At 77.1% G+C, this 3,777-nt stretch carries 2 protein-coding genes; both read left to right on the top strand.

All coding sequences use genetic code 11. The features are described from left to right. Positions 1-1,178 (top strand): DUF3152 domain-containing protein (locus HCJ92_RS22995; RefSeq protein ID WP_338054340.1); only part of this gene is annotated, 1,178 nt, incomplete at its 5' end. Between the two features lie 595 nt (positions 1,179-1,773). Next, positions 1,774-3,777: DUF3492 domain-containing protein (locus HCJ92_RS22990; RefSeq protein ID WP_167935532.1), on the top strand; the 2,004-nt coding region annotated here is incomplete at its 3' end.

The raw sequence follows: 3,777 nt of genomic DNA, 5'->3' as shown, positions 1-3,777 counted from the left end.
GGCGTGGACCCGCGCCCGCGGCGGGGGCCCACGGCCACGCCTACGCGGCGGCGTCGACGTCGTACCCGGCGGGCGCCGGGGAACGCGGCGGCGAGCACCCGGCCGACGAGGGCGCGGAGACCGGCCCGATGTCCACCGGGGGCACGCACCGCCGGGACAGCGGGCCGCGCCAGGAGTACCTCGACGCATTCGACCAGCTGCCGCGGCCGTCGCAGCCCGCACGCGGCGCCTCTCCCCGTCCCCGGCCGGGAGCGACCGCGGAGCAGCCGCCGACCTCCGGTCCCGCGACGGCGACCGACGGCGACGGCGACGGTGAGGAACCCGCACCGCCCGCGCCGACCGGCGTCGGCGGCAGCTGGGCCAGGACCGTCACCGGTCTCGCCGCCGCCGGCGTCGTCACCGTGCTGACCATCTCCGTCATGGGCCAGATGGCCGAGGCGGAGCAGCCCGGTGCCACCGCCGGCCAGGGCACCGCGGACATCGAGGGCGAGGACGGGGCCGGGCAGGGCGACAAGTCGCCCAACGGCACCGGCGGCGCCGTCGACGAGGGGACGGAGGAGTCGGCTCTCTCCTACGACGACGCCATGGCCCAGCAGGACCCGTTCGACCCGGAGCTGACCGGCACCGGCGAACTGGTCCCGGTCGTGGGCGCCGAGGACGGCACCTTCCCGGACGCCCCCGAGCAGCTGCGCTACCGCGTCGATGTCGAGGAGGGCATCGGGCTGGACCCGGAGCTCTTCGCCGAGGCCGTCCACCGGACGCTGAGCGACCCCCGGAGCTGGACCAACCACGGCGCTCGCTCCTTCACCCGGGTCTCCTCCGGCAACCACGACTTCGTCGTGACACTCGCCTCGCCGGGGACCACCGCCGAGTGGTGTGCCAAGTCGGGACTCAACACCACCATCGACAACGTCTCCTGCGACTCGGCCACCACCGATCGCGTGATGATCAACGCGTGGCGCTGGGCGCAGGGCGCCGACACCTACGGGCCGGACCGCATGCACGAGTACCGGCAGATGCTCATCAACCACGAGGTCGGCCACCGGGTGGGCTACGGCCACGCCGTCTGCCCCTCCGAGGGCGCCCTGGCCCCGGTCATGATGCAGCAGACCAAGTTCCTGACGATCAACGGGATCACGTGCGAGGCCAACGCCTGGCCGCACCCGGTCAGTAGCTGATCCGCTCCGGCGCGCGGACCACCCGCTTCGCGCGCCGCCCCGTCGGACGCGCACCCGGGCACCGTGCGCGATCCCACCGCGCAGCGCCGCGGCGGGGCCGGAGGGCGGTGCCGACGCGGCCGTCGTCGTGCGGGGACGAGAGACCCACCCGACGACTCGTGCCCCCGCGCTCGGTGCCCCGGGCGCCGCGTCTCCCGGCGCCGTACGCGCCGGACCGCCCTCACCGTCGCGTCCCGGTCCGACGCACCGCCCGGCGCTCGCGCACCGCCGGAGGGCGCGGCCTCTGTCGCGGCCGGCACGGGTGACTCGGTTCCCGACCCCGCGCGGACCCCGCGGCCCGCCCGACGCCGCCGACGCCGCGTCAACCGCGGACGGTGAGCTGCCGACCTCGCTCAACTGTCCGGACTCCCGTAACGCTTGCGGGGGCGCATGGTTACGTTTCTTCACCCCTTCCGGTGGCAGGACGGACAACCGTCCGTCGCGGCGCCCGTGCGGCGACTTACCTTCTTCCCGCAGGTTCCGCCCGGGGCGCACCACCGCTCCCGGCGCGGCGACTACCGAGAGTCCCGTCCGTCGGGGAGAAGGGGGTGCACCGGTGCGCGTAGCACTGCTCACCGAGGGTGGCTACCCGTATGCGCGCGGCGAGTCCGGCGGCTGGTGCGAGCGGCTGCTGCGCGGCCTCCGTGACCACGACTTCGAGATCTGCGCTCTCAGCCGGACCGCCCGGCAGCACGCCGGGCCGCGCAGCGCGCTCCCGCCGAACGTGGCCCTCGTGCGGACCGCGCCGCTCTGGGGCCCGCCGCCCGACGAGCACCGGGGCGACGGTCGCGTGTCGCGGCGCCTCGGCCGCCGGTACGCCGACGCCTTCGCCGAGCTCACCGCCGCGCTGTGCGGTGCCGCGCCCCCCGTCCCGGCCCTCCGACCGACCGCCGACGTCCCCGCGACCGCGGAGGCCTCCCCGGCCACCGACTCCCGCTCGGACGACGACGCGGGGGCAGCCGTGGGCCCCGCCCCCGGCGGGGTGGCGGACCGTTTCGGCGGCGGGTTGTACGCCCTGGCGGACCTCGCCGCGGACCACGGCGGGCTCAGCGGCTGGCTCCGGTCGGAGGGGGCCGTTCGCGTGCTGGAGGCCGCGTGCCGCGCTCCGGGCGCGCCGCGCGCCGTGCACAGCGCCCGGGTCACCGACCTGCTCGCCGTCGTCGAGCGACTCGAACGGGTGCTGCGTCCCGTTTCGTTGGACTGGTACGGGCTCGCCGCCGGCAGGACGGAGGGCGGCGACCCGGGGCTCGCGGCCGTGGAGCTGTGCCATGCCGTGGGCGGGGGTGCGGCGGCGCTCCCGGGGCTGCTGGCCCGTCACTTCCACGGGACACCGCTGCTCGTCACCGAGCACGGTGCCCGCCTGCGCGAGCACTACCTCGTCAGCGCCGCCCACGCGGTCGCCCCCTCGGCTCCCTCCGCACCGGTGCGGGCGCTGCTGTCGGCGTTCCAGTCCAGGCTGGCGCACGAGGTGTACACCGCGGCGGCGCTGATCACCCCCGGCAACACCCACACCCGCCGCTGGCAGGAACGGTGCGGCGCGGACCGAGGCCGGTTGCGCACGGTCTACCCGGGCATGGACGCGCGGCCGTTCCACGGGGTCGCCCGTGAGAGCACCCGGGTGGCCGTACCGGCCGGCGCGGTGGGAGCGGAGGCCGCCGCGGCTCCCGCCCGGCCGGAGCGCGTCGGCGCCGCGCCCCGGGGGGCCGCGACCGGGCCCGCGGCGACGCTCGTCTGGGTGGGGGTCGTCGAGCCGGGCAAGGACCTCGTGGGACTGCTGCACGCCTTCGCCGAAGTGCGCCGCTCGGTGCCCGACGTCCGGCTGCGGCTGGTCGCCACCCCGCAGCGGGGCCGGACCGACCCGGAGTACCTCGCCCACTGCCGGTCGCTCGCCGCCCACCTCTTTCCCGACGAGGCGTCCGACCGCCACGCCGTGGGGGACAACCCGGTGCGGTTCGAGGAGGTCGGTGAGCCCGCGGTGCCGACCGTCGCCGACGCCTACGCGGACGCGTCGGTCGCGGTGCTCTCCAGCGTCACCGAGGGGTTCCCGGTGCAGTTGGTCGAGTCGATGTTCTGCGCCCGTGCCACCGTCTCCACCGACGTCGGCGCGGTCTGCGAGGCCATCGGCGGCACCGGCCTGGTGGTCCCGCCCCGCAACCCCCGCGCGCTCGCCGACGCCTGCGTGGACCTGCTGACCGATCCGGCCCGCCGGGAGCGCCTCGGTGGCGCGGCCCGGGCGCGTGCGCTGGAGCTGTTCACCGTCGAGCAGAGCCTCGCCGCGTTCCGGTCGATCTACCTGGAGCTGATCTCCGACAGCCCGGCCCGCTGGTCCGAGGCCGTCCGCAGCGCCGCCGACCAGCCGTTCTCCCGCCCCGCCGAGGCCCACCTCCCCGCCCGACTCCCGGCCTCCGTGCCGAGTTGGGCCCGCCGGCCGATAGCCGACGACGACCGCCCCTCCCGCCGCGCGACCGGGACGGAGCCGGGTGACCGAGCCCCGGCGACCGGCGGCACCGCTCCGGTGGGGCCGTCCCGCCCGGCGGCCGGTGGCGCCCCGGGCCCCGGG

The sequence above is a fragment of the Streptomyces spiramenti genome (assembly GCF_012034385.1).
Lineage (GTDB): Bacteria > Actinomycetota > Actinomycetes > Streptomycetales > Streptomycetaceae > Streptomyces > Streptomyces spiramenti.
Note: the sequence above shows the minus strand (reverse complement) of the source record. Positions and strands in the feature narration are given on the sequence as shown.